Annotated in this window: 20 protein-coding genes; 3 read left to right on the top strand and 17 right to left on the bottom strand. The window is 55.7% G+C overall.

Going from position 1 to position 24,416, the window contains the following annotated elements; all coding sequences use genetic code 11:
* Positions 1-3: 3 nt before the first annotated feature.
* From FYZ48_RS26875 to FYZ48_RS26855, 5 genes are all read right to left on the bottom strand, one after another.
* A complete protein-coding gene (locus tag FYZ48_RS26875; protein ID WP_149345579.1) occupies positions 4-999 on the bottom strand; it encodes a hypothetical protein in 996 nt (331 codons plus the stop codon).
* A gap of 116 nt (positions 1,000-1,115) precedes the next feature.
* On the bottom strand, positions 1,116-1,973 hold the full coding sequence (locus FYZ48_RS26870) for a hypothetical protein (RefSeq protein ID WP_149345578.1): 858 nt from the start codon (positions 1,971-1,973) through the stop codon (positions 1,116-1,118).
* Between the two features lie 42 nt (positions 1,974-2,015).
* Entirely contained in the window at positions 2,016-2,561 is a 546-nt protein-coding gene (locus tag FYZ48_RS26865; protein WP_149345577.1) for a cysteine hydrolase family protein, read from the bottom strand.
* Positions 2,562-2,688: 127 nt separating this feature from the next.
* Positions 2,689-3,531 (bottom strand): tetratricopeptide repeat protein, encoded by an 843-nt coding sequence (locus tag FYZ48_RS26860; RefSeq protein WP_149345576.1) that lies wholly within the window; start codon positions 3,529-3,531, stop codon positions 2,689-2,691.
* 452 nt (positions 3,532-3,983) lie between these two features.
* Positions 3,984-4,856 carry a TIGR02452 family protein gene (locus tag FYZ48_RS26855; protein ID WP_149345575.1) on the bottom strand — a complete coding sequence of 291 codons (873 nt, stop codon included), beginning with the start codon at positions 4,854-4,856 and terminating at the stop codon, positions 3,984-3,986.
* Positions 4,857-5,108: 252 nt separating this feature from the next.
* Between FYZ48_RS26855 and FYZ48_RS26850 the strand changes: the two genes are divergently transcribed.
* Positions 5,109-6,677, top strand: a complete 1,569-nt coding sequence (locus FYZ48_RS26850; protein WP_149345574.1) for a hypothetical protein — start codon at positions 5,109-5,111, stop codon at positions 6,675-6,677.
* 108 nt (positions 6,678-6,785) lie between these two features.
* Here the strand turns inward: FYZ48_RS26850 and FYZ48_RS26845 are convergent, their stop codons facing one another.
* The 10 genes from FYZ48_RS26845 to FYZ48_RS26800 all read right to left on the bottom strand — a co-directional run bounded on the left by FYZ48_RS26845 (position 6,786) and on the right by FYZ48_RS26800 (position 18,234).
* Entirely contained in the window at positions 6,786-7,253 is a 468-nt protein-coding gene (locus FYZ48_RS26845; protein ID WP_149345573.1) for a hypothetical protein, read from the bottom strand.
* A 385-nt stretch (positions 7,254-7,638) separates the two neighbouring features.
* Entirely contained in the window at positions 7,639-8,229 is a 591-nt protein-coding gene (locus FYZ48_RS26840) for an REP-associated tyrosine transposase (protein ID WP_149345572.1), read from the bottom strand.
* A gap of 223 nt (positions 8,230-8,452) precedes the next feature.
* Positions 8,453-9,445, bottom strand: coding sequence for an ABC transporter permease (locus FYZ48_RS26835; RefSeq protein WP_149345571.1), 993 nt, complete (start codon positions 9,443-9,445; stop codon positions 8,453-8,455).
* Positions 9,442-10,992, bottom strand: a complete 1,551-nt coding sequence (locus FYZ48_RS26830; protein WP_149345570.1) for a sugar ABC transporter ATP-binding protein — start codon at positions 10,990-10,992, stop codon at positions 9,442-9,444. The genes FYZ48_RS26835 and FYZ48_RS26830 overlap by 4 nt, the downstream gene beginning before the upstream one ends.
* Positions 10,989-11,972, bottom strand: a complete 984-nt coding sequence (locus FYZ48_RS26825) for a sugar ABC transporter substrate-binding protein (RefSeq protein ID WP_149345569.1) — start codon at positions 11,970-11,972, stop codon at positions 10,989-10,991. Before FYZ48_RS26825 ends, FYZ48_RS26830 begins: the two co-directional genes overlap by 4 nt.
* 15 nt (positions 11,973-11,987) lie before the next feature.
* Entirely contained in the window at positions 11,988-12,917 is a 930-nt protein-coding gene (gene rbsK, locus FYZ48_RS26820) for a ribokinase (RefSeq protein ID WP_149345568.1), read from the bottom strand.
* A gap of 17 nt (positions 12,918-12,934) precedes the next feature.
* Positions 12,935-13,987: a nucleoside hydrolase gene (locus FYZ48_RS26815; protein ID WP_198422288.1), complete on the bottom strand. Its 1,053-nt coding sequence runs from the start codon at positions 13,985-13,987 to the stop codon at positions 12,935-12,937.
* A gap of 39 nt (positions 13,988-14,026) precedes the next feature.
* Positions 14,027-15,061, bottom strand: coding sequence for a LacI family DNA-binding transcriptional regulator (locus FYZ48_RS26810; RefSeq protein ID WP_149345567.1), 1,035 nt, complete (start codon positions 15,059-15,061; stop codon positions 14,027-14,029).
* A 423-nt stretch (positions 15,062-15,484) separates the two neighbouring features.
* Positions 15,485-16,663, bottom strand: a complete 1,179-nt coding sequence (locus FYZ48_RS26805; RefSeq protein ID WP_187782245.1) for a glycoside hydrolase family 71/99-like protein — start codon at positions 16,661-16,663, stop codon at positions 15,485-15,487.
* Positions 16,664-16,734: 71 nt separating this feature from the next.
* Positions 16,735-18,234 carry an outer membrane protein assembly factor BamB family protein gene (locus FYZ48_RS26800; RefSeq protein WP_149345565.1) on the bottom strand — a complete coding sequence of 500 codons (1,500 nt, stop codon included), beginning with the start codon at positions 18,232-18,234 and terminating at the stop codon, positions 16,735-16,737.
* Between the two features lie 301 nt (positions 18,235-18,535).
* Here FYZ48_RS26800 and FYZ48_RS26795 point away from each other — a divergent pair, with 301 nt between their 5' ends.
* Positions 18,536-19,975, top strand: coding sequence for a DUF1501 domain-containing protein (locus tag FYZ48_RS26795; protein ID WP_145039566.1), 1,440 nt, complete (start codon positions 18,536-18,538; stop codon positions 19,973-19,975).
* 903 nt (positions 19,976-20,878) lie between these two features.
* Positions 20,879-22,045: an FG-GAP repeat domain-containing protein gene (locus FYZ48_RS26790; RefSeq protein WP_149345564.1), complete on the top strand. Its 1,167-nt coding sequence runs from the start codon at positions 20,879-20,881 to the stop codon at positions 22,043-22,045.
* Positions 22,046-22,054: 9 nt separating this feature from the next.
* On the opposite strand, the gene FYZ48_RS26785 is transcribed toward FYZ48_RS26790, so the two are convergent.
* Both FYZ48_RS26785 and FYZ48_RS26780 read right to left on the bottom strand, forming a co-directional pair.
* A complete protein-coding gene (locus FYZ48_RS26785) occupies positions 22,055-22,801 on the bottom strand; it encodes an SDR family NAD(P)-dependent oxidoreductase (protein WP_145039560.1) in 747 nt (248 codons plus the stop codon).
* Positions 22,802-22,854: 53 nt separating this feature from the next.
* On the bottom strand, positions 22,855-23,973 hold the full coding sequence (locus FYZ48_RS26780; RefSeq protein ID WP_149345563.1) for a mandelate racemase/muconate lactonizing enzyme family protein: 1,119 nt from the start codon (positions 23,971-23,973) through the stop codon (positions 22,855-22,857).
* Between the last annotated feature and the right edge of the window lie 443 nt (positions 23,974-24,416).

Here is a 24,416-nt window from a genome sequence, read left to right as displayed (position 1 = left end):
GCTTTATAACTGCTCCGCCGCGTCCGCAACCCGATAACCCTCATAACCTGTGCCTGCTTCACGCTGCTCCTGCACAAGTCGCTCTGGATTCGTCAAACTCCACATATCAGGACGTTCAAACGGCGTTGATTTCAGATGCAGGGCCCGCGTCGCCAGTTGCACACTCATTAACGCATCCGCCAGATTCGCCGTCACATACAAGATGATTCCCGCCAGATACTTGCCTTCAAAGAAAGCAGCGATGGTAAATCCGATGATAAACGTAAAACCGATCAGTTCCATCAGTGCCAGGGTGGTGTGCTTCATCACGAAATCGCCCCATGAGGGGAAGATGAAGCTCCGCATCCCGACCTCGATCGGCCTCCAGTACTGCGCGCCACAACTGTCACATTCATAGACTCCCGGGGGAATCACATCGAAGCAGTGACCGCACACCTGCTCCCGTGACTGTGAAACGGAAGGCTCAAAGCCCTGCTTTCGGAATGTCTTACAGTTCTCCCAGACGATGAACTGCAATCGCCGCTGATCTTCGGGCACGATCCCGGAATACTTCAACTTGCGGCCATCTTTCAGATAAAACAGCGTGTCACCAAACAGCGACTGGTCCACCTCTTTGATCTGACTGTAATAGATCTGCCAGAACGACTGCTGAGGCACGCCGGTATCGTTGACGCGAATGCAATAGATCCGCAGATTGGTCAACACCAGCACGGCACAGGTTGAAGTTCCAACCCACAGTGACCCCATCAGAAAGACATCGGAAAGCGTCGACTGGTTACACGGCAAAACAAGTTGCACCTCTTCGCGATCCAGCAGAATCTCAGCCAGCAGCGGTTCCAGCCGCTTGAGCAGTTTGAATTGATCCTTGATCTTTCCTTTGACAAACCAGCCCTCGATCCGCGGAAACAGCGTCTCCAGTCGATAGGGAATCTCCGGGGACAATTCGAGATTTAACTCCCACAGCTTGGCGGCCACTTCATCATGGGTCAGGTTCTGCATGGCTCATCCTTCCTTAACTCGAGCATCAAAGAAGATGAACTCATTTTACCTGAAGATCTTAAGCGGTTCTAAGAAAATCTGGCTGACTCATCAGGAATTCATGATCCGGCAAAATGTCAATTGACAGCCTGTTTCTCGAGTGGGATTTCTTTCAGCAACAGCCCCCGCTTAGCCAGCTTATACATCCAATCCCCGTAGCTGCCGTTCGTCAGCACGAACATCAGGATCGCAAAAGTCAGGTTCCCCTGCGCCTGCAAAAAAATGACATAAGACAGGATCAGGAAGTAGAGCGCCATATCGATCAGGGCGGCACGTCGCGTCCTGACCACAAGGCTGCCTGCGGGAGGGAAAATAAAGCCACGGAGACACAAAGAAAAGGGGGGCCAGAAGGTCGCTCCACAGGCTTCACATTCGTAAGTCTCTTTCGGCACCGTGGCGAAGCAGTTCGAACACAGATTTTCCCGCGACTGCGAGACAGATGGATCCAGGCCTTCTTCCTCAACCCTCTTGGCTGCTTCCGAGTAGATGGGCTGGAAGTTCTGGCGATCCTGCCAGGGAAAATAATTGAATTTCAGCTTGCTGCCATCTTTCAGCAAGATTTTGTACTGTTCCATAAACACCGGCTGCAGTTCTGAAATCTGGCTGTAATAAATCGCCCAGTAAGGCTGCCAGGGAATCTGCTTCCGGTCAGTCGAAAACAGCAGCATCCGCAGATTGGTGAGCACGACAATCGTTTTCTGAAAACGCAGTTCCCCCAGGCAGACAAACAGAACCTGCTCCCGTTCGAATAACGCTTTCAACAGAACCGGTTCACACGCTTTGACGAGGGGATACTTCTGACCGATTGCCTGCTCGAGACTCATCGACTCAGTGCGGGAAAAAACCGTTCCCAGCCGGTAATGAATCTCAGGCGACAGCGCCAGATTCAGCTCTGCCAGCTTTTCGGCAATCGGTTCAGCAGCCACCTCGGTCATCGTCAGTCTCCCGACAGGGCAGGGGATCGATCTTAACGAAACTCACAAGCGTCCCTTCCAGGCTTCCACATCCAGCACTTCACTCAACAGCATCTGTTGTGCACACAGGATCGACCGCTGCAACTCTTCCGCGGTCACTTCACCGGCACTGTTCGACAAAGGCAGTGTTCCCGTGGCGTCATTCAGGAATTCGACGGTGAACCCGCGATGCACGGCTTCGCGGGCCGTCGTGTCACAGCACATATGCGTCATGTAGCCGGCGATGGTCACGGTATCGATATCGCGTTCCCGCAGCCACGCTTCCAGTTGTGTCCCCGTAAAGCTGCCCGGCATTGTTTTCTCCAGCAGCAGATCGTGTGGACGACCGGCGACTTCGGGATGCAGTTCCCAGCCGGGAGTCCCTTTCTGAAAGAACGGCTTCTCCGGATCCTCGAAATGATGCTGCACCACAACCACAGGCACTTTCTGTTCCGCAGCGGCATCCATCGCCTCCAGAATCCGTTCCAGGTGCTCCGCCGGATGCGTGATCGGCAGTGCCCCCGTGAAATACTCATTCTGCACATCAATCACCAGCAATGCCCGACTCATGGAACGCTCCTTAAAACGAGATTTCAATTAGTAAGAGCCTGTATCATGTCAGACATACAACCCATCGGCAAGCAAAGAACATGCGTGCGTCTTTGCTGCCTCTGTCCTTTCGTGGCACTCCACGATTTCAAGTCGCATCCATGTCAGCCAGTTTTCGAGGCTGGGGAACCACGCCCGCACACACTTCGGCAATCCGCTGCTGTAAATTCACATTGATCGGGTCATCGGGCGCGCCGTCCACTGCAATCTCGATCACCTCGGCTGCTTCTTCGAGTTCGCCGCCGATCAACAGAGCCAGCGCCAGGTTCGCTACCAGGCCCATATCGTCCGGCTTGAGTTCTATCGCATGCCGCGCCGCCGAGATCGCCTGTGCCGCCCGTCCCAGTTTCAGGCACTCGTACATATATTCCCGCGCGGTGTCAGCGTTCTCGCTCTTCAACCGATACGCGTGCCCGAATGCATCGCAGGCCACCTCCGTATTGTCCAGCGCCTGTTCCGCCTTACCGATAATCCACCACGCCGACCCATTACCGGGATTGATATCCAGCACCCACTTGAGCAGTTCGATACCCCGTTTCAGTTCTTCCTGTGCTGTCTCCGTATCTGCAGGTTGCGTCTCGCGGCCCACAATCTGCATGTACGGATTGATTAGATCCAGGCCCGCCCGATACAGTCGATCGTGTTCCTGGGAAGCGGGGGTCTCTCCGACTCCCGAAACATCCATAATTACCTGGATATCACAGCCGGTCAGGGTCAGATTTTTGTTCTGTGCCTCTTCGTTGGGATCAAGCTTACGAAAGGTGGCGCCACCTCCCTGCAGAGAAACAATGCGTCCTCCCAGATTGACCAGGCCATTCACCACTTCCATGCCAATCGACTGCAGTCCCTCTTCGGGATCGACCCGCACCCCGATACGAAACTCGCGCAGATCTGACTCACCCTGTTCCTGATTCTCATCCTCAGCAGACATCCGTACTCACATCCTTTCATTGTATTTTCAGACTTCGTGTCTTTTTTATCTCATGATAGTCGAATCAGGCAGTCATTACTATCAACGAATTCCCGATCCTCCAGAGAAGAACTTTCCTTTTCTCTGGAGGGAATCGACCAGCAGGATGAAAGGCATCAGCACAGGTGCGAGCGTAAGCATAAATGACATGGAGATCCATTTGCGATATTTCAACAGACGATGGCGTCTTTGTAACTGACAGCGAACTGATCTGTGTCATCTTCCAAGAAATTTTGACCAGTTGCGGTGCACCCTTGTGAAAATAAAACTCCCTGTTCCATTTGCCAATGGTGCCAACACAAGAACCAAAGAACCTGCCCGGTCACCACTAATTTCGTGCTTTTCGTGTATTTCGTGGTAGGAACCCAAGCCTGTGCTCTCCAGAATTCACCACAGAATGCGATGCGCCAGCATCACAGTTTCGCTTCTTTCGCACACCCAAAGCATTCTGCGAAAGCCCCATAGATCGGCTGTCCTTCCGCCCGGTCCAGTACCGAGAATCGTACCAGTTCAAACCGTCCATGGTAAGGACCGCCGGGCTTCAGGAACTCCGCAAAACTCGCAGCGACCATTTCGGGGCAGTTGCGGAACACACCACAGCCCCAGGCCCCCAACACAAGAGTTGCACAGCCTTTACTGGCGAACAATGCGAGCACCTTATCCATCCGTGCCTGCAGAGTTCCGGGAATCTCCGCGACCATCAACGGACGATTTTTCTGAATCGCTCCCGCATTCGGTGCCGGACTCGTCAGAAAGTCCACCTGGTAACTCGCGTCCAGAAACGCACCCGCATCGTCCCGAAAGACAGGACAGTCGGGCGAGTAAATCATCCGGTCCGAGTAAAACGCATCTTTCTGGTTCCGGTGCGCCTCGTAGTATTCACTGTGAAACCGGGTCAGCGAGCCATAGAGAGCCGAACTCCGGGCCAGGCTCTCTTCCTGCGCCTGACTGCCTCCCAGAAAACCACCGCCTGGATTCTTCGCGGATGCAAAATTCAACACTCCGATCCGGCCTGCATTTCCTTTCAATACCAGCGTATGCGCGCCTTCCAGGGTCGTCTCATTCTCCAGCTCAAACCGGGTCTCAGCATAAGGGCAGGGGGCAGATACCACTTCTGCCCGCAACTGCTCCAGTTCCCCGGGAGCAAAATATTCGGAAGCCGCGTTACAGGCCTCCATCGCCTCGGCGATCGATACCGATTCACCCTGCGGATTCACATACCGTCCTACATCCATCACCTGCAATGTCGTCTTCGCCAGATTGGCACGTCCAGTTCGACTGCTCATAGTCACAATCCTTTCTCATTTTGTTTCACTCTTTTATTCTTCACTCCCATTCTACCTTAGTGTATTCTATACGACAAGATATTCTGCAACAGGTTCACACCTTTTTAACCAAACGAAACTTAGACTCTTTCCTTTCGTGTTTTTCGTGACTTTCGTGGTAGTAATAAATCTTTCGAGTTCCTTCGTGGTTCCCCGCAGAAATTCTGGTTAGAATGAATGAGCTCATACACACTCCAGCACAGGATCAACATCATGCCACGCATCGCCCGCCTCGTCTTCCTCGTCTGTTTCACCCTGAGCCTGCTCACCACGGCTGCCAGTTTCGCAGCAGAACCCATCAACATCGGCTCCCGGCTTGAACTGCTCGTCGACGACACCCTGATCGACTCCCGCAGTGAAGATGTCCGCTTCGAACTGCATCATCCCACACCCCGCGAAGTCGTCTTCACTTATGACAAACCCTGGGAAGGAAGTGGTTGCGGCTATCAGAGCATCTTCAAGGATGGCGATAAATATCGCATGTACTACAAAGCCTGGCACCTCAACGTTCAGGAGAAGAAATTCGGCCCTGCCAACAGTAACTTCACCTGTTACGCCGAGAGCGACGATGGAATTCACTGGAAACGCCCCGATCTGGGACTCTTTTCCTTCCCACCGGGCAGCGGCAATAAAGATAACAATATCGTCATCGGCAAAGCTCACCGTGACTGGATGAAGTCCGCCAAGCCCGATCCCGTGCACCCCGCCGTCTTCAAAGACGAAAACCCCGCCTGTCCCCCCGATGCGAAATACAAAGCCATCCTCCGCTCACGAGTACCGCACGGACTGCTGGCCCTCAAATCGCCCGACGGCATTCACTGGTCGCTGATGTCGGAAGAAACGGTCATCACCAAAGGGGCCTTCGATTCCGAAAACCTCGCCTTCTGGGACCCGGCCACAAAACAATACCGGGCCTACTGGCGTTACTTCACCAAGGGCACCACCGATGAAAAGAACTGGAAACCCTCCGGCCTCCGCGACATCCGCACCGCCACATCAGACGACTTCATCCACTGGAGCGAACCCCAGGACCTGAAATACGGCGACGCGCCTCCCGAGCAGCTCTACACTAACCAGATCAAACCCTACTACCGTGCCCCGCACATCCTCGTCGGCTTTCCCACCCGCTACGTGGAACGGGGCTGGTCCAAATCCATGGAACAGCTGCCCGAGTATAAACACCGCAAAATGCGATCATCCATCTCCAACCGCTACGGCATGGCCATCACCGAAGGCCTGTTCATGACCAGTCGTGACGGCGTCAATTTCAAACGCTGGCCCGAAGCCTTCCTGCGTCCCGGCATCGAACGTAAAGACACCTGGAACTACGGGCATCAGTACATCGCCTGGCAGCTGGTCGAAACCAGGTCCGACATTGAAGGCGCCCCCGATGAACTCTCCCTCTACGCCACCGAAGGCTACTGGACCGGCGAGGGCAGCAAGCTCCGCCGCTACACCATGCGGATCGACGGCTTCGTCTCCCTCAACGCTCCACTCAAAGGGGGAGAGATCACCACGAAACCAATCACCTTCACCGGCAAAGAGCTCAAGCTCAACTTCTCCACCTCCGCCGCCGGCGGCATCACGGTCGAGCTCCAGACCCCCGAGGGCAAACCGATCGAGGGTTTCACGGAAGCCGACTGCATCGAACTCTTCGGCGACACCATCTCCCGCCCGGTCAGCTGGAAAAAAGGAATCGACGTCAGCAGCCTCGCCGGCAAACCCATAAGATTAAAGATCAAACTCAAAGACGCGGATCTGTATTCGTTTAAGTTTGAGTAAAATAATTGTTGGGAGCAGGACAACCTCGAACACGTTTCGGGGTTGTCTCATTCAACAGAATTGAAAAGAGCAGACAGTACGAACCAGAGACGATTTGTTCCCAATTCATCAGCGACGTTTTGCATATTGTTGATGGAAAAACGGCCCGTCAAAATAGAAGCCATACGTTCCATTGGAATTCATATACCTGACGATTGTTCCTGAGAAAGCCTGCTCATTCTCTCGCCTGGTGACAAGTCGCAGCCCCTTCACATCCTGTCCCAGGTCCAGATCCGGATCTTCCTGATCACGATTCTGAAAGTCCAGACAGGCCTCGAATCCGTCGACTTCATTCCCTGTCAGACTAAACCGTAATATGACACTCGACAGGGGGACCTGCTGATGACGAACCCCCACTGATTTCATCACCCGCAAGGTTTCCATTTCCAGTGTGATAAACGTGGGCTCATCAGGATTGTCAGGTTCAGCCAGTTCCGCATCATGAACTTCCTCGCTTTTCTTCCACCCCAGCAATTTGAGCAGCCCCTGGAACAGGCGTTGAACAAAGGAAGAGTTCGTGCTGGTATCGCTGGTCATTATTGAATCCTGAATTAGCCCAAATCAAAACAACTAGACTTTTACTTACCACCCTCTTACTTATCATTTTCGTGTCTTTCGTGCATTTCGTGGTAGTAAAAAATTTATTTTTCTTAGTTACTCCTGCTCCCCACGATACCCCTCCTGAATCTCCTCCAACCCATACGCGTTCCGTTCCACTACATTCACAAGTTCAAAGCCCCACTCGCGTGCCGACAGAACCCTTCGTAATGCGACTCCGAAGTCCTGCTTCGAAAGCTTCCCATATCCGGTCGCAAGGACAGGGACGTTAACCGAAGTGCAACCGTGTGATTTGTCGGGTGGTTGGGTGGCACTGTTGGCTTGCCCAACAGTGCTGAGATACAGCTGCCCAACCAGGAAAGATTCACTCCTGATCAGATTCAAAAAAATCCCATGGAAGGCCACTCAGCTCAGGCAAATCTGAATCAACCAACTTTCCTTCGCTCTCATACCAGCGAGCACTCGACCATTTCCAGTCCCGACAATAATCTACCAGTTTCTTCTTGACTGGATTCAAGTGAATATAGTCAATCGATGCCTCAACAGCTTTCAATGACGACAGGTTCCGATCATATCCAGGCCCTTCCTGCCAGAATCGAAAGATAGTACTTCCAGGACGATCCCTGATTATCAGGTGATCCAGCAATGGATTTTGTGTTTCCTGCAGTAACTGCTTAATGCGATATGAAAAGGGACGTTTTATTGCCCACAGCAAACGATCAACTCGACATTCCCTCTGTTTCGGATAAACCAGCATATGTAAATGATTCGGCATAATCACAAAGGCAATCAAGCCAAACTGATAACGCCTCAAGGCACGATCAATTGACTGACACAACATCTGACTCCAGAGATCACAAACTAACAGAGACCTGTTCTGATAGCACGAAAACGTTAGTTCATGACAATCACCCAATCCATGAAAATGCCTGATCCGTTTTCGATTTCTGGTCATAAATGGTTGTAACCTGATTTATAAATTGATCCCTGAAAAATCTTTCTCCATTGTTTTTGTGGTGATCAACATCAACCTCGCTCCATCACTGTTGGCAAGCCAACAGTGCCACCCAACAGTGCACAAATGAATTGTAGCCACCCTATAAACAGACAGCAAATGATGCCTCCTTTTTCGTATCTTTCGTGCCGGCGGTGGTAGCAATATTTCATACCGTCAGTGGTCAACCACCACGTTTCCACCGCTGCCGCGCCGCATCCAGCAGCACCGCGACGATAATCACCGCCCCGGTGATCACCCGCTTGAGAGGATCGGTCGCTCCAATCTGGGCCAGCCCCGTCTGCAGCACCGCGATGATCAGCACACCAAAGAATGTATTAATCACCGAACCACGGCCGCCCATCAGGCTCGTCCCGCCAATCACACAGGCCGCAATCGCCGAAAGTTCGAGTCCCACCGCCGCATTCGGATCTGCCGTTGAGAGTCGCGAGGTCTGCATCACGCCCGCCAGACCACACAACAGACCACTGATCGTAAACACCACGATCGAGCAGGGGGCCGTCCGAATTCCCGACATCCGCACCGCCTCCGCATTCGTTCCGATCGCCATACAATAGCGACCAAAAACCGTCCGCGTCAGCAGATATTGTCCCACCGCCACAATCACCAGTGCCAGCAGAAATGCGGGTGAGAACAGCAGCCCCTTCACGGGCACACCGATCCATTCAATCGACGAACCGATGTACTTTGTCTGCGAATCGGTCAGCAGGTACGCACCGCCGCGTGCCATCTCCAGCATACCCAGCGTCACAATAAACGAAGGAATCCCCGCCTTCACACTGATCACACCATTCAGCATCCCGCACAGCGCACCGGTCCCCAGGCAGACAGGCACCGCCGCCCACAAAGGCCAGCCCCAGTCGACCATGCACACGCCCAGCACCGCCGAGGAAAGTGCCAGCAGCGAGCCGACGGATAGATCGATCCCGCCAATTATCAGCACCAGCGTCATTCCCACCGAAATCACCAGCAGGTCCGGAATGTTATTCGCCACCGTAGCCAGCGTCTGCCGCGTCAGAAAGTGATCACTCATCCGGTGGAAAATCAATACCAGCAGCACCAGCACACCCAGCAGGCCCGCATATTGAAACAGTGAATACGTCAGCCCGCCGCGCGACGATTGGTTTTCCGGGAGTGGAGCAGGGGAGTCAGTCATCGCGTCGATCCTCCGATTTTCGTTTTCTCTTGTGATGCATACCCTGCAAAACAGTCCTGCATAATCGCGTCATACGACCACTCCTCCCTTCCATATTCGCTCACCAGCCGACCTGCCGACATCACACCGATCCGGTCACAGGTCTCGAACAGTTCTTCCAGGTCACTGCTGACAATTACCAGGGCTTTCCCTTGCCGGGCCAGTTCATCAAACAGCTGATGAATTTTCCGCCGCGCCGCCACATCGATGCCCCGCGTCGGTTCGTCAAACAGAAACACATCCGCATCCTTGAGCAGCCACTTCGCCACCGCGACCTTTTGCTGATTCCCCCCGCTGAGCGTGCCCACGCTCTGTTCCATGTCCCGGGCACGAATCCCCAGTCGTTCCCATTCAGTCCGCACAACTGACGCTTCCCGCTGACGGTCGATCACGCCTGCAGTCCCCGCCAGTCGATCCAGACTGGGCAGCGTCGTATTCACCCGAATGGACTGCGAGAGCAACAATCCGTTCTGCTTGCGGTCCTCCGTCACCATCGCCATTTTCGCCGCCACCGCTTCATGCGGATGACTAAATCGACGGGGCACACTCTCGCCCCGCAGAAAAACGTCACCCCGCGTCGCGCGATCGGCTCCAAAAATCAGCCGCAACAGTTCCGTCCGTCCCGCGCCCACCAGACCCGCGATCCCATACCGTTCTCCCGCCTGCACGGAAAAGCTGACCTCCTGAACCGGTCCTCCCGTCATGCCGTCCACGCGTAACAGCGTCTGCGTCTGGGAGTGGTTCGTGTGCTCCTGCAGCGCATGCTGCACCGCCTGTGTCTCTCCGGTCATCAGATCCACCACCCGCTCGATCGGCTGAAACTCGCTGACCGCATGCGTGCTGACATACTTCCCGTCCCGCAACACGGTCAGCCGGTCCGCAATCCGCGCGATCTCATCCAGGCGATGGCTGATATAAATGATCCCCACGCCCTGCGCACGCAACTCATCCAGTCGTGCAAACAGACGCTCCGTTTCGCCCGCACTCAGCGCCGCCGTCGGCTCATCTAGAATCAGCAGCTCACACTTTCGATCCAGCGCTGCCGCGATCTCCAGCATCTGTTGCTGGCCCACTCCCAAACTCTCGGCACTCTGATCCGTAGCGATATCCGTGAGCCCGAACCGGTCCAGCGCCGTACGAGCCCGCCGCTGCAGTTCCCGACGATCGATCACGCCCCACCGCTGCGGATAGCGTCCCAGCAGCAGATTCTCGGCCACGGAGAGCGTCGGTATCAGGTTCAGTTCCTGCTGCACTATCTGCACGCCCAGCGACTCCGCCGATCGCTTGTCGGCGGGAGAGTAGGGGACACCGTTCAACAACATCTGACCTTCCGTCAGCGGGACCAGGCCGGAAATCATTTTGCACAGCGTGCTCTTCCCGGCTCCGTTGGCGCCTACCAGCGCGTGAATCTCGCCCGCGCGCAGTTCAAACTGCACACCATCGAGCACACGCACCACGTAGTCCTTCGAAAGCCCTTCTGTCGAAAACCGCGGCGGCGTACCCGTCATTTCAGAACCTCAGCCGTCACCAGATCGACGGGCGTCTCCCGATCTTCCAGTTTCGCCTGCGGATCCTTGAGCAGATTCAGGGCATACTCGATTCCATACACGGCCAGTTGATCGCCATGCTGATCCGCGGTCGCCAGAATCTGTCCGTCTTTAATCGCCTGCTGCACCGCAGCGATGTTATCAAAGCCGACAATCAGCACATCCCCCGCTTTGCCGTTGTTCTTCACCGCCGCCAGGGCTCCCAGTGCCATACTGTCATTCGCCGCCAGGATCGCCTTGACCTTGGGATGTTCGCTCAGCATCGACAGCGCCAGCGTATTCGCCATGCTCATTTCCCACTGGGCCGACTGGCTGTCCGCAATCTTGATATCTGCGGCCTTCATCGCCTCTTCAAAACCGAGCCGCCGCTGTGTCCCGTTGAACGAAGTCCGGATCCCCTCCAGCACGATCACTTCATCCCCGGCTTTCAGCTGTTTGGCCAGATATTCGCCTACTTTCTTAGCTCCCGCTTTGTTATCAGGACCGACAAACGGGATCTCGATCTTCTCCGCTTCTAGAATTTCCTGATCCAGCTTGTTGTCGATATTGATCACGACCACACCCGCTTCACGGGCCCGTCGCAGAGCCGGCACCAGTGCTTTTGAATCCGCCGGGGCAATTACAATCGCATCCACGCCGCTGGCGACCATCTCTTCGACCAGCGCCACCTGGCGACTCAGATCGCGTTCATCCTTGATCCCGTTGACGACCAACTCGTATTCGGCGCCATGCTCCTGCTGATGCGTTTCCGCCCCTTTGGCCATCGTCGAGAAGAAATCATTCGCCAGCGATTTCATAATCAACGCAATCTTTGGCTTCTGATTCTCTGATTTCTCCTCACTCGATTTCGCTGCATTATCCGCTGGCTCTGCACAACTCAGCAGCAGACTACAGATTGTCATCGCCAGGGCCAGCCTGGCCCCTTTCCTGAACTGATTCATCGAAGCGCTCCTGTCTTATTTGGTTAAAAGTGTTTCAATCTGTTCCCGCGTCGGCATCGCCGACTGGGCGCCCGCCCCGGATGCCGCCAGGGCCCCCGCCGCCGAAGCAAACCGGACGGCTTCCTTCAAATCGGCCTGTTCCGCCAGTCGGACTGCCAGTCCCGCCGCAAACGCATCCCCGGCTGCCGTCGAGTCGACCGCATCGACTTTAAATGAGGCTACCGTTTCCACACACTCGCCATCAAAGAGGACCGCCCCCTGATCGGCGAGCGTAATAATCGCCCGTCGCGGTCCCTGCTGTGCCAGTTCAGAAACGAGAGCCACTGCCTCCTCCACGGATCCGACAGATTGCCCCAGCAGTGCCGCCGCCTCCGACTGATTCGGACAGATCAGATCCACGTCTAGCAACTCCGCCGGGAAGTGAGCCGGGGCAGGGGCCGGATCCAGAATCACAGGCACCCCCGCCTCCCGTGCGATCTTCGCAGCTGCGATCACCGTCTCCACCGGGACCTCGAGCTGCATCAGCAATACATCGCTGTCACAGATCACCTGCCGCGCCTGTTCCAGTTCCGCCGGTCCCACCAGACCGTTGGCACCGGGGACCACCAGAATCGCGTTTTCGCCGCTCGTCTCCACCATCACCACCGCGACGCCGCTGGTGGTCTCTCGCTTACGCGAGACGAGTTGCGTCTGCACGCCTTCGGCTTCCAGGTTCTGCAGCAGTTCCTCTGCGAAACTGTCATCCCCCACGCAGCCGATCATGGTCACTTCCGCTCCCATCCGCGCTGCGGCGACCGCCTGGTTGGCACCTTTACCTCCGGGGTTTTCGACTTTCGCCTCTGCGATCACCGTCTCGCCTGGCAGGGGTAACTTCGTCGACCGGATCATCAGATCCATGTTGATCGACCCCAGCACGGCAATGCGCGCACGTCGTATCTCGCTCATCACGGCCTCCCGTTCTACTATTTCTGAGGAGGCTGACTGGAGAGTTGCACGAGTGCTTCAATCAGGCGGGCCCGCTGCACTTCATTCAGTTTCAGATAGCGATGCTTGCCGTCCGCTGATTTTTGAAAGGTCGTCAGGCCATCTTTCTCAACGGTCACGGTGCCTGCCTCAGACAGATCGAAATACCCCCGATGCGGAAAGACGCCGTACAGCACGCTGGTCAGATCCCACGTAGGACGATCGTGCGGCGGCGGAATGTACAGAATATAAGCCTCCGCCAGCGGATGATGATCTACGTAGTTATAATCTTCCAGGATACTCTCATGCGGGTAGGGGACCGAGAGACCAATCTCAAAGCCGCTCCAGACAATCGGCGTTGGCCAGTCTTGCGCCAGTTTCTGCGCCGCTGGAATGTCTTTCACCACGTTGTATTCCCGATGATCGACCATCTTCCCCTTACTCGGAATCTTCTCAAACGCTCCCGCCATTACTGACAGCAGCTTCACTTTCTGTTTTACCAGCTGCTCCCCGGTCAGCGGACTGATGTCATCCGCGGGTGACTTGAGCAGATTCGCCAGGTTCGTCGAGAACCCGACCTGCGCGATCACCACCGAATGATCTTTCGCTCCCGCCAGTGCCTTCCGCAACACCGTCACGGCTGAAGGCGCCTGTTTTGGATCCGTCAGATCGTGTGGATACCGCAGCTGGCCGTTGTCTTTCTTTTCCGCCAGCACATTAAACTTGCCAGTCTGGGGTGTGACGCCGCTCTTGCAGATCCCGATCGGGACATCTCCCTTACCGTAAAACGTATTCACGGCATCGGTGAAAGACGCCGCCAGCGGGTTGTCTTTCGTAATGGTCACCGCCAGCAGCTTGCAGTCGCCACGGGCCTCCAGCGCGTGAATCATGCCCAACGCGAGAACATCGTCCACATCGTTTCCGATATCCGTGTCAAAGATCAGCGGAACCGGGCGTTCCGGCTCGGCAGCAGTAATCCGGTTCAGCGGCACTGCACAGACCAAACTGAGCACCGCTGCCGTCAGGGCGAGCATCTGAGGGAATCGTTTCATTGCAGGATGTCCTTCTTCTGGTTGATAAATCGTCCTCGCTCAGGCGGGCGGCTGTATGGAAGCCCGTTGAATGAGCTGGACGGGAATCTGATAATGTTTCTGTTCGGGTGGTACGCCGGTCCGGATCTGCTCCAGCAGTAAGCGGGCCGCCACGCGCCCCAGCTGGTTCACATCCTGGCTGACCGACGAAAGTGGCGCAGCCAGATAAGCGGCAAACGGGTGATCGTCGAATGCGATCAATGACAGATCATCGGGAATTACACGTCCCAGTTCGCTGGCCGCCCGCAGTGCCCCCAGTGCGTTCTGGTTACTGAAAGCAAACAGCGCAGTGATCTCGAGACGTTCCGTGAGCAGCGTTTTCACTGCTGCATATCCGGAAGCTTCATCAAAATTATGACCGGCGATCAGTCTCGGATCATACTTCAGTCCCTGATCCTCCAGAGCGGCCTGCACGCCCGCCAGTCGTTCCCGGTTGGGCAGGGTCTCGGGCAATCCCTGTAACACGCCGATTGTCTTGTGTCCCGCTTCCAGGAGTTGCTGCATCCCCTCCCGGGCTCCCGCCCGATGATCGGACGTCACACTCACCAGCGCGGGATCGTCAAAGCCACGATCGACCAGCACCAGGGGCAGCTTCTGTTTTGCCAGCGATTTCAAATGGCGATTCTCAATCCCCACCGGGCAGACCACCAGCCCTTCAATCTGTCTCGCCTGCAGCTGGTCCACCAGCCGGGCCTCGGTCTCACTGTTCTCCTGACTGTCCGTCAGCAGCACCGAATAGCCCTCTTCCTCGGCCGCCAGGGTGATCTCCCGCGCAATCGCCGCAAAGAAAGGGTTCGCCACATTAGGCAGCACCACGCCCAGAAGTTTGGTCTGTTGAGAACGCAACGATCGCGCCAGCAGGCTGGGGGAGAACTGCAGTTTTTCGGCTGCTTTCCGCACCGACTGCTCGGTCGCACTGCTGATGCGATACGCCTCCGCCTTCCCGGAGAGTGCCCGTGAAGCCGTCGAGACGCTCACCCCGGCAGCGGCAGCGACCTCTTTCAACGTAATCGATTTATTTACAGACTTGCTCATGGAACCCCTTTGCACAATCGATTGTGCATATTACCAGATCAACAGCGAAGATCAAGCAAAACCGGGATTTTCAGATTTAGAAATCAAACCAGGTGCGGCGTAGGGGCTGGTCTGTGTGCCTGCCCGCCTCGCGACAGACGAATCAGTTGACACTTCAAATGGGACCGGATACCAATCTCAAAAAACACGAAACAGGGTGCCCCTCAATGTTTCTCGAAACCTCAATGCCGGGTGGTACCGGATGTAATCCGGTATTGCCGCAGGCAACAGGAGGTCACAGGGAGCACGCTGTCTGTGATGAAGAGCGAGCCTCACTTTAAAGAAAGATCATACAGATCGGATCGGCCCGGAAAAGGTAAAGATCCGCCACCAGATGATCTCGACCAAGAGACGACTGATGAACATCAAACCCATCCCGTTTACTCACTCATCCAACGCAAACTCTTCCAGAATCCGACGGGCCGGCTCTATGTCTCCCGCCAGGAGCAGGGCGGCAGCTTCATTCAGTTTTGCCGTCACGGTCTGCTCACCCGCATACTGTTTCTTGAGTCGATACCATAACACCGGCAGCCGTAAATCGCAGGCCGTCCCTGTAACTTTCCGGGGAGACCGTGCATCAATAAACGACCGGATGATCTCCAGATTCCGATAGCCCCCCTGTGCCTGCGGTTCCACTACAGTTCCCTCACCGTAATCGTTCCAGGTCGCGACCTGAATCAGCGGCGTCTTGCTGTCGGCTGCCAGTCGCAACGTTTCCTGTAAGGTTCTTCCATCCCGGGCGTCGATTGATCCATAGCTCGCATGCAGGCCCGCCTGCTGATAGATGTCGCGAAAGCCGGGAAAGGCTACTGAAATAACCGTCTCCTGTGGCGCTCGTGCGTAGTACTCAGTGAGCCGTTTCCGCCACATTTCAGGCGTGATCGTTTTCCCGCCGGAAACAGGGGGCCAGGCAAAGAGTCCGTCCAGACCGGCGGGTTGAACCAGATGCGGCAATCCACAGATCAGGGGCGAATGTTTCAAGCCGGTTCTCAATTCATTCCACTGTGATTGATTTAAATACTGAGGACCGAAAACCAGCAGCAGAGGCTTGCCGTCCACCTGTAGATAAGCGTCATCGCCAAACCAGTGCTCGTCCAGCCAGCCCATCACGGATTTCCCCTGGGCCATCACCTGAGAGGCGGGAATCTGTTTTCCCTCCACCAGATGTTTGAGTGTCTGGTCTTCGTAACAGATTGCGAACTTCAATCCGGCCCGTTTCACAAATTTGACCAGGTGCTGCGTGTTACGGTGCACCATTCCGTAATCGCGAAAATCCGTGATCCCGTACCAGTCGATGATCACCCCCTCAATCCCCGCCAGTTTCATGAGCAGGACCTGACACTCCAGCACATCGGGATCATTCGAATCATACAGCCCGATGACAGGGGGATCATGCGTGGCCGCTTCTCTGATCCCTTTTCCAGCCAGCTTATCCGGATTGAAATGCCCCATCGTCCAGTGCCAGCCCCATTGTCCACTGACCGGCTTTGACGCATACCAGGGCATGTAATGCACGAACACCGGTTGCTCAGCTTGTACAGAGATCTGAGACAGCAGAAACACCAAAAGCATGCTGCCCGCAGACAGCATGCTTTTGACTCGAAATGGAAATTTGAAACGCAGCCACTTCACAATTATTTCAATCCTATAGAATACAGATGCTTGCGGGTCCGAATAAACAACCGCCCGTCAGCGATCGCCGGGGTCCCCAGAATCGAATCTCCCATGTCGTTCTTGGCGATGATCTTCTGCTCGGGACCGTCTTCCAGCACCACGATCTTCCCGTTTTCGCCGGCGACATAAATCTTCCCGTCACCATAAATCGGAGAGGCAAAGTATTCGCATTCGTTCTGAATCCGTTTCGGTCCCCAGACCTTCTTGCCTTTGTCGATTTCATAACAGGTCGAAATTCCGCCCCCTTTGACCAGGAACATCCGGTTCTCTGTCACCAGCGGTGAGACGATATGGTCGGTGTACTTGGTCTTATGCTTCCAGAGCAGATGCGATTTCGTCACGTCGCCGCGTCCGCCCCCTTTGACGGCCAGTACGAACTCCTGGGCCGGTTCTTCACCAAACTTGGCACCCGCTTCATTTCCGGGAGGCAGAAACGCGATGTCCAGTTCTTCTCCTTCCAGAGCACCGTCTTTGTTCAGATCGCCCCGGTCGAAAGTCTTCTTGTAGAACGCCTCAGGAACTTTGGTTTTACCGACGAATGCCTGGATCTCTTCCTTGGTCACCTTACCATCGCTGTTACCGGTCTCCCAGCGGTCGATCGAAGCCAGCCACTGATTGGCAATCCCGCCACTCTGCAGCGAGACATAGATGATCCCGTCCCGGCTGACCGGCGTGGTTTTGATATTTCGCAGCAGGGTACGTGCACTCCAGAGCCGCTTGCCGGTCTTCGGATCGTAGCCGATCAGTTTCCCGGTACCGGCCACCACGATTTCATCTCCTTTATCCGTTTCACAGATCACGGGATGCGAGTAGTTCACCGCCTGGTCGCTGCGATCATCTTTCCAGACAATTTTCCCAGTCTTTTTATCGAAGGCATAAAATGCCGGCGCCAGGTCGTCGTCCTGACAGAACAGCACCAGGTCCTTATACAGAGTCGGGGACATCCCCGCGCCCCATTTGAAGACGAAGTAGGGTATCGGCAGTTCCTGTTTCCAGACATCCGCTCCCGTTTCCGCATCGACGGCCAGCATCCCGAGTGTGCTGAAGTAAAAGTAAACCCGCTCGTCATCCGCAGCCGGAGTCGTGGCGGCAAAGCTGTTGGTTTTGTGAATCTCTAAAAGCTCACCCGTATTCCAGGTCCGTTCCCACAGTTTCTTACCGGTCTCAGCGTCAAAGGCATACAGGCCGACCTTCTCCTTGTCGACCATTCCCGATGTAAATACGCGTCCGCCCGCAACCACCGGACAGCCGATGCCGTCGCCCAGTTCTGCGGACCAGATCACATTTTTCTGATCGTCGAACTCAGCCGGCAGTTTATGTTTTTCCGTGGAGACACCAGAGCAGTTCGGGCCGCGGAACTGTGGCCAGTCTTCCGCCTGTGCGGGACGCATCCCGTTGAACCCGGTAAAACATAAAACCTGTAAAGCCAGCAACAAACACTGATTCCGTAACGAAAGCATTCCCTGAATCTCCTGCGATCTGAAAGAGAGATGACGTAGCGCGATGAACTCGACTCCTCAGTACCTGATTATCTGTTATCCAATGTAACTGCATGTCACCACAAAACCTACAACAGAAATTAACTTTTTTCGGTCCTGAAAAAACACATAAAAAACCTTGCATATCATAGAGACAGCCCGCCGATGAATTGTTAGAATGTCGCGACAGAAGTTTCCGGCCGCCTCGCCGGGACTTCTCACTGCTGGCACGAGCAGGAATCGAATTCACGTAACAGACTGAATGGAACGAAAGGTTCACCCCATGTTCTCGATTCTGAATCAGCCCCAGCGCGCCGCGGGAAAGATGTCCCGTCGCGATGTCCTTACCACCGGCGGAGCAGGGCTCCTCGGTCTCTCGCTCCCGAAAATGCTGCAGGCGGAACAGCAGCAGATCGTCAACCCGTTTCAGGGTGGTCGGGCGAAATCCGTCATCTTCCTGTTCCTCTTCGGCGGCCCGAGTCAGCTCGAAACCTTCGACATGAAGCCGGAAGCACCCAGCGAAATTCGCGGGCCTTTCCAGCCCATCGACTGTCGTACGCCGGGACTGCTGATCAGCGAACACCTGCCGCGACTGGCGAATGTCTCCGACAAATTCTCCGTCGTCCGCAGCATGACGCACACTTTCAACGATCACAGTGGCGGCGGACATTACATTCAGACGGGACAACGCTGGCACCTGCCCATCGGCGGTGGTTTCGATGCGACTCCCAAAGACTGGCCTTCGATGGGATCGGTCGTCGAATACCTGACCCAGCACACACCCGGCGGACTCGAACGCGATCTCCCCAACTACACCGTGCTCCCCAATCGACTCGGTCGCCTGCAGGCCGGCGGTCGCTACATCCGCCCCGGTGAATACGCGGGCTGGCTGGGACGCGCCTACAATCCGCTCTCCACCACCGTGGACAGCCGCGACTCGACCGACAATCCCTACTGGCGCGACTGCACCGATAAAGAACTCAGTTACCAGATTGAGGGGCTCGCCCCTGAAGTTCCCCTGTCGACGATTCAGCGTCGCATCGATCTGCTCAAGCACTTCGATCTGATGAAACGCAACTTCGACAAAGAGGACGCCCAGATCTTCGACCGCTTTCGACAACGGGCGCTCGCCCTTTTGACTTCCGACAACACCCGCAATGCGCTCGACATCAAACAGGAACCGGATGCCCTCCGCGATCAGTACGGACGGCACCTGTTCGGTCAATCCTGTCTGATGGCCCGCCGCCTCGTGGAAGCCGGCGTGCGCTTCGTCACCGTGCATTACGACTGTGTCGACGGGTACAGCTGGGACTCGCATCGCAACAGTGACGATGTCAAACAGAACCTGCTGCCGACCTTCGATCAGGGCTGCGCCACACTGCTGGCCGACCTGGAACAGCGGGGCATGCTCGACGAAACACTCGTCGTCGCCCTGGGTGAAATGGGCCGCACTCCCAAACCAAACAAGAGCTGGGGCCGCGGCCACTGGAGCCAGCTCTTCCCGGCACTGCTTGCCGGAGCCGGCATCCAGGGAGGCACCACTTACGGCAGTTCCGACCGCCAGGCCACCAAACCAATTGAGCATCCCACGACTCCTGAAGACCTCGCCGCCACCATCTACTGGGCGCTGGGAATCGACCCGGGCCTGATGCTCCCCGACTCCCTCGAACGCCCCATCCCCATCAACGACGGCGGCGAACCACTCAAACAGCTCTTCGCTTGAACCTTCTCGATATGATTCCCTGCGTAGGGGCGGTGCCCATGTGCCCGCCCGCCTCTTGACGTCACGTCGACAGCGAAACACACCAGGGGAACCAGATAAACGCTCCCCGGGGTGGTCCCGAATGCAATTCGGGATTGCCGCAGGCAACAGGAGGTCGCAGAGTACACGCAGCCAGTTTCTGATTCGCATTTCAATCTCTCTCCAGTGATCGGGTGCCACTGTTGGCTTGCCCAACAGTGCTTATCAGGACATGACCATCCACCACATCTGTTCTCCCAAACTCCCACCTGCCCAAATCCCAGCCTGTCGTTTCCCTCACTGAACGTCCCTCTCATCAACCTGCTCAAATTGAACTTGATCGGCTCTCACCGAATCATATCTTGTTGCAATTGTGCTTCGCGCGCGAGGCGGACGATGCATGCACTGGAACACGACGAACCAGTGACTCAGATGCACCTGAATCGACGTCGAATTTTTCCGATTATCACCGGAACAGCCTGAACCGGTTCTCAATGTCTCGTCCCATTTCAAATCATTTCGGAGCATACTCAACGCATTTCAAATGATTCTCACCTGAATTTCAGGTGCACTCGCAGTGAATTCAGAATACGAATTCCGCTTGACGCCCTCGCGCCGTTCCGGAAGATGGCATTCGTTCGCAGCCGCGTGTAAAAACAACGCCTGTGATCACCCACAAACATACCCATCGGCACCGACGGGGACAGACAAAAACCGTCAGTGCCACCCGTAGGTACTGCGCAAATTGAACTGTAAAGCAGGAACAGCTCGCTTCAGTAACAGAACATGAACTCCGAAATTCCTTGCATTCCCGACCCCAATCGGCTTCAATCATGGTTGTCAACATCATCCCGCCTGTCCCCGTGTATCGATAAAAGGTTTCCCATGCTGCGCTCAGCCTTGATCACCGCCTGCCTGTTCTCGACCTCTGTCTGTTTCGCCGCAGACGCAACTCCGAAATTCAAACCACAGACCATCGACGATACCGTCGAGATCGGCTACGGCACCGCCATCGGTGACGTCAACGGAGATGGAAAGCCGGACATCCTGCTGGCCGACAAGAAAGAATTCGTCTGGTACGAAAACCCGAGCTGGCAGCGACACGTCATCGCCGAGAACCTGACCAAACGCGACAACGTCTGCATCGCCGCCCGCGATATTGACGGCGACGGAAAAGTCGAAATCGCTGTCGGCGGACAATGGAATCCCGGCGACACCCTGAATTCCGGTGCCGTCTTCTATCTCGTTCCCCCGGCCGACCGCAGTCAACTCTGGGAACCAGTAAAGCTACCTAACCAGCCGGTCGTGCATCGCATGCGCTGGGTCAAACTGGACGATCAGAAATTCGCGCTCGTCGTTTCTCCTCTGCACGGAAAAGGCAACAAGCGGGGTGAAGGGGCCGGCGTCAAACTCATCGCTTACGAAAAGCCGGATAACCCCCGGGACGAGTGGCAGCAGACCGTCATCGAAGACACGATGCACGTCACTCACAATCTCGATCCCGCCCAGTGGATCCCCTCCACTCCGGCGGAAGAAATTCTCTATGCCGGCCGCGAAGGCGCGATGCTGCTCTCCTACCAGAACGGCAAATGGTCTACGCAGAAATTCCCCCTCATCGAAGGGAGTGGAGAAATCCGCATGGGCCAGCTGTCTGCGGACAGCCCGTTCATCGCCACCATCGAACCCCTGCACGGCGATCGCCTGGTACTCTACCAGTCAGCTGCCTCGAACAGGGGAATCGACCAGCGCCAGGTTCTGGACGACAACATCAAAGCCGGCCACGCGGTCGCCACAGCAGACCTGTTCGGTGATTCGCGACAGGAAATCGTCGCAGGCTGGCGCACGCCCAATAAAGATCAGAAGGTCGGCGTTAAAGTCTACTGGGCCACCGACGCCTCAGGAAAAACGTGGGAGTCAGCCTGGATCGACGACAACGGCATGGCCTGTGAAGACCTGCGTCTGGGCGACCTGAACGGCGACGGCAAAATTGATATCGTCGCCGCCGGTCGCAATTCCCATAATCTGAAGATCTACTGGAATGAATCGAAGTAGACCAACCGGTTACATTGTCCTGCCGCCATCGACGACCAGCAGCTGTCCGGTGGAGAGTGACGTTCCCAGCGCGAGATAGACCACGGTATCCGCAATATCTTCCGGCAGGGCAGGGCGGGGGATTGGGTACTCGGAGGTCATCTCCGCCAGCTGCTCATCGGTCATCACCCGTTTCAGCCAGCGGCTGTCGATCGGACCGGGGCAGACAGAGTTCACGCGAATCTCCGGTCCGAGGGCACGGGCCAGTGATTTCGTCATCGTATTCAGCGCTCCCTTACTCGCACAGTAAGGTACACTCGAACCGCGTCCATCTACGCCTGCAGTCGAACTCACGTTCACCGCCGCGCCAATATCGCTCTCGCGTAACAGCTTCGCGGCGGCACGGATACAGAAGAAGGGCCCTTTCAGATTCACGCCCAGCAGACGATCCCAGATCTCCTCGGTTACCGCGTCCAGGTCGGTGTGTTCGATGAATTCGGTAGTCCCCGCATTATTCACGAGCACATCCAGCCGCCCCCATTTCTCTTCAACCTCGCCCACCATCTTCTTGACGCCGGCATCATCGCTGACATCGCACTGAATCAACAGCGCCTGCACACCCAGTTCTTCCACCAGCGTTTTGGTTTCCTCGGCTTCTGCCTGGCTCTGCGAGTAGTTGACGACAATGTCAAAGCCCTCTTCGGCCAGCCGCAGGGCACAGGCCCGCCCCACGCCTGTGGCAGAACCGGTAATCAGGGCGACGTAATTATCATTCATCAGGGTTGTTTCCATATAAAACTTGTGTTTGAGAAAGGACGAATCAGCAGAGCTTAACTGCAGGGGTTGGCTTCGACAATGCCCCAGTCAACTTCCACTCCCAGTCCGGGAGCCTCGGGCAATGTGATGACAGGGCCTTCGATCTGCAGCGGATTCTTGACGACCGAGATTTCATGGTATTCCGGTCCCAGAATATCCCCCGGGTACTCTTCGATGTTCATGTTGGGACAGGCGATCACCGAATGACACATCGCGGCCGAAGCGATATCCAGCTCCAGGTTCGAACCGATACTGCAGGGGATTCCATGTGCGCCGGCGTATTTCACAATCTCGACCGTCTTGCTGATGCCCCCGTTCTTGCCGGGATACACGTTGATCACATCACAGGCTTCGTTGCGAATACACTCTTTGGCATCCGCCAGGTCAAAGCAGATGTCATCCGCCATGATCTCCGGCTTGATCGCCCGTCTCACTTCAGCCAGTGCCGCAAAATCGCCCCGATGTGTTGGCTGTTCGAACAGGGCCACATTGTAGTCTTCCATGCGTTCCATCGCGGCAATCGCGGTCGCTGCATCCCAGCCCGCATTCGCATCAATGGTCAGCTCCAGGTCCGGGCCCATCGTTTCCCGCACCATCTTGACGCGAGCCACATCGTCATCGGGATTCGTCCCCACCTTGACCTTAATCGTGCTGAAGCCGGCTTCCACCAGTTCCTTTGTTCTCCGCTCGGCCCGTTCCAGCGAATAAGCGCCCATGGAGAACCGGCACTTAATCGACCGACTGCGGGCAGCGCCGCCCAGCAGTTCATACACGGGCTTACCCGCTTCTTTGCCTTTAATATCCCAGCAGGCCATCTCAATTGCTGACTTGGCAAACCAGTTCCCCTGCGCGATCTTGTCCATGATCAGATTCACACCATCAATATCACACGGATCATGCCCCAACAGCAGGGGAGTAAAGATCCGGTCCACCAGTGCCTGAGCGCCCCAGACCGTCTCACCACTCCAGCGGGAGATGACCGTCGCCTCACCGGCCCCTTCAATCCCGGCATCGGTCTCAACTCGTAACACCAGGTATTGGGAAACATCATGTTTCCCCAGTGCGGAGATCATGCGGCGTTCCGGTTTGAGGGGAATGCGTACGGGAAAGGTCTTAATCGCGGTAATCTTCATGGCTGGTCGTCTCGCTTCCTTTCAGAGTGAGTAAGAACTCAAACATCAACCGGCGCGGGTTGGGGATGGTCAATCCCATAATACCAGAACCCATATCAATCAGAAATCATCAACCCCACTCGAACCCAAAAATCTCCCGTCCCGGGTGGTCCCGAATGCAATTCGGGATTGCCGCAGGCAACAGGAGGTCGCAGTTCACACATTGTATGATGAGAAAACGCGCCTCACTCAAGTTGCTATTATACATTGAAAATGTGAACTTAATCCGAAAGTTCCCACAGCAACCTCCTGCTCGCTCCGCTCGGCCCGAATGTACATTCGGGCCCACCCATCAATCCAGAACCAGGAAACCAAGCTGAGCGACTTGTAGGGGCGGTGCCTATGTGCCCGCCCGCCTGGTGACATCCAGATCAGATCACACTTCGAAAGGGACCGAATACCAC

It is taken from the genome of Gimesia chilikensis (assembly GCF_008329715.1).
GTDB classification, from domain to species: Bacteria; Planctomycetota; Planctomycetia; order Planctomycetales; family Planctomycetaceae; genus Gimesia; species Gimesia chilikensis.
Note: the sequence above shows the minus strand (reverse complement) of the source record. Positions and strands in the feature narration are given on the sequence as shown.

Coding starts and splice junctions, on each gene's coding strand:
- FYZ48_RS26875 (WP_149345579.1), bottom strand. CDS start 999: ATGCAGAACCTGACCCATGATGAAGTGGCCGCCAAGCTGTGGGAGTTA.
- FYZ48_RS26870 (WP_149345578.1), bottom strand. CDS start 1,973: ATGACCGAGGTGGCTGCTGAACCGATTGCCGAAAAGCTGGCAGAGCTG.
- FYZ48_RS26865 (WP_149345577.1), bottom strand. CDS start 2,561: ATGAGTCGGGCATTGCTGGTGATTGATGTGCAGAATGAGTATTTCACG.
- FYZ48_RS26860 (WP_149345576.1), bottom strand. CDS start 3,531: ATGTCTGCTGAGGATGAGAATCAGGAACAGGGTGAGTCAGATCTGCGC.
- FYZ48_RS26855 (WP_149345575.1), bottom strand. CDS start 4,856: ATGAGCAGTCGAACTGGACGTGCCAATCTGGCGAAGACGACATTGCAG.
- FYZ48_RS26850 (WP_149345574.1), top strand. CDS start 5,109: ATGCCACGCATCGCCCGCCTCGTCTTCCTCGTCTGTTTCACCCTGAGC.
- FYZ48_RS26845 (WP_149345573.1), bottom strand. CDS start 7,253: ATGACCAGCGATACCAGCACGAACTCTTCCTTTGTTCAACGCCTGTTC.
- FYZ48_RS26840 (WP_149345572.1), bottom strand. CDS start 8,229: ATGACCAGAAATCGAAAACGGATCAGGCATTTTCATGGATTGGGTGAT.
- FYZ48_RS26835 (WP_149345571.1), bottom strand. CDS start 9,445: ATGACTGACTCCCCTGCTCCACTCCCGGAAAACCAATCGTCGCGCGGC.
- FYZ48_RS26830 (WP_149345570.1), bottom strand. CDS start 10,992: ATGACGGGTACGCCGCCGCGGTTTTCGACAGAAGGGCTTTCGAAGGAC.
- FYZ48_RS26825 (WP_149345569.1), bottom strand. CDS start 11,972: ATGAATCAGTTCAGGAAAGGGGCCAGGCTGGCCCTGGCGATGACAATC.
- rbsK (WP_149345568.1), bottom strand. CDS start 12,917: ATGAGCGAGATACGACGTGCGCGCATTGCCGTGCTGGGGTCGATCAAC.
- FYZ48_RS26815 (WP_198422288.1), bottom strand. CDS start 13,987: ATGAAACGATTCCCTCAGATGCTCGCCCTGACGGCAGCGGTGCTCAGT.
- FYZ48_RS26810 (WP_149345567.1), bottom strand. CDS start 15,061: ATGAGCAAGTCTGTAAATAAATCGATTACGTTGAAAGAGGTCGCTGCC.
- FYZ48_RS26800 (WP_149345565.1), bottom strand. CDS start 18,234: ATGCTTTCGTTACGGAATCAGTGTTTGTTGCTGGCTTTACAGGTTTTA.
- FYZ48_RS26795 (WP_145039566.1), top strand. CDS start 18,536: ATGTTCTCGATTCTGAATCAGCCCCAGCGCGCCGCGGGAAAGATGTCC.
- FYZ48_RS26790 (WP_149345564.1), top strand. CDS start 20,879: ATGCTGCGCTCAGCCTTGATCACCGCCTGCCTGTTCTCGACCTCTGTC.
- FYZ48_RS26785 (WP_145039560.1), bottom strand. CDS start 22,801: ATGAATGATAATTACGTCGCCCTGATTACCGGTTCTGCCACAGGCGTG.
- FYZ48_RS26780 (WP_149345563.1), bottom strand. CDS start 23,973: ATGAAGATTACCGCGATTAAGACCTTTCCCGTACGCATTCCCCTCAAA.